General features: G+C 35.8%; 2 protein-coding genes. Both read left to right on the top strand.

The window, feature by feature from the left end; genetic code table 11:
- A partial coding sequence (locus AC5V8P_RS25415) for a glycosyltransferase family protein (RefSeq protein ID WP_495474031.1) occupies positions 1-873 on the top strand: 873 nt, incomplete at its 5' end.
- 27 nt (positions 874-900) lie between these two features.
- A complete protein-coding gene (locus AC5V8P_RS25410) occupies positions 901-1629 on the top strand; it encodes a sugar phosphate nucleotidyltransferase (protein WP_064797886.1) in 729 nt (242 codons plus the stop codon).
- Positions 1630-1791 lie beyond the last annotated feature (162 nt).

Below are 1791 nucleotides of genomic sequence, written 5' to 3'. Positions count from 1 at the left end.
TCAATATTCCATATGAATCAATGGTTTGAAAAGAGACAATTAAAAGACTTAGTTTCCAATGCAGATATCATTTGGTTGGGGAGTCCTGTTTTTTATCCTCTTATTAAACAAAATAAGAAGAAGATTGTATTTGATCGCATGGACGACTACGTATTTCTAACTAACAATGTATTGATGAAGAAGTTACTCAAAAAGTGGGAACTTGAATTACTGACCAAGGCGGATCTTGTTATTTCTACGAGCAATGATTTGCATAAGCATTCCCTATCATTGAATAAACAATCTTATTTAGTGAAAAATGCTGTGGATACAGCTATACTAAACATAAATGTAAATAGCTTAGTTGCTAGTGACTTGAGACGATTAAAGCATGAGGGCTACCATATTTTTGGCTATGTAGGAGCGATTGACCACTGGTTTGATGTAGAAGCGCTTAAGGCTATTACAGAATTTGATGAAAAGTTTGTTGTATGTTTGGTTGGAAGAAATAATCTGGACTATAATTTTGAGCAGCATAGTGGGATCAAGTACTATAGCCCTGTTCCAAAATCAGAAATTGGTGCGATTATTGATGTTTTTGATGTTTGTTTATACCCCTTTTTGAGGAATTCGGATAGAATTGATACGATTAATCCAGTAAAAGTTTATGAGTATCTTAGCCTGAATAAAGTGACTTTAGCTGTGCAGAGTGAAGAAACTAAACTATTAGATCAGAAAGGGGTCTATCTATATCGTAGTTTAGAAGAGATGAGGGAATATTTAGCAGATATAGATACCCTGCAACGGCCTTTTTATGATCAGGAACAACTAGAAAACTTCATAGTCCACAACAATTGGGAAGCTCGTGCAAAAACCATTATGGAGCTGCTATAAAAGAGCTTCAATAGGAGGAAGTTAGATATGAAAGGGATTATATTAGCTGGGGGAACTGGCTCTAGATTGTACCCGCTTACTAAAGTTACAAACAAACATTTGCTGCCAATTGGTAAATATCCGATGATTTATTACTCTATTGACAAGCTCAAAAAGGCGAACATAAACGATATTTTGATCGTTACCGGAAAGGAACATATGGGAGATGTAGTTAATCTCTTAGGAAGCGGGGTCGACCTTGGAGTTACGCTGACTTATAAAGTACAAGATGAGGCTGGGGGAATTGCGCAGGCTTTGCTTTTAGCTGAGCACTTTGTTGGCAATGACAAGATGGTTGTGATTTTGGGGGACAATGTTTTTAAAGATGATATAACCTCGTTCGTTGAAAAATTCAAGCTTCAAGAATCAGGAGCGAAATTGCTACTTCATAAAGTGCCTGATGCTAATCGCTATGGAGTACCAGAATTACAAGGAAATAACATTGTCAATATTGAGGAGAAGCCGAAGATCCCTAAAAGTGATTATGCAGTTACGGGCATTTATATGTTTAACCACTCAGTGTTCGATATTATCAAGACCTTAACCCCTTCAGCAAGAGGAGAATATGAAATCACAGATGTTAATAACGCTTATATCCAACGAAACCAACTTACATTTGATATTTTAGAAAATTGGTGGACTGATGCGGGAACACATACTTCATTGATGCTTGCTAACAAATTAGTAAGTGAAATGGATTATGACCTTTTTTCTTAGGATGATCGCAGTACTAAAGAATCCATTGAGATATTAATGACATAAAGAAAGTGAGACTTTATAAATGCAAATTGTGCATTCTCCAACTAGGACGTGTCTGAAAACTAAAGAATTTTGTGATATGATTTGAGAAAAACGATTGGAGCATCAACTATGATTCAA

The sequence above is a fragment of the Paenibacillus sp. N119s genome (assembly GCF_059447605.1).
This window is presented reverse-complemented; position numbering and strand designations above follow the sequence as displayed.

Bases quoted from the DNA above. Each gene is read 5' to 3' on its own strand.
- AC5V8P_RS25410 (WP_064797886.1), top strand. From the start codon at position 901: ATGAAAGGGATTATATTAGCTGGGGGAACTGGCTCTAGATTGTACCCG.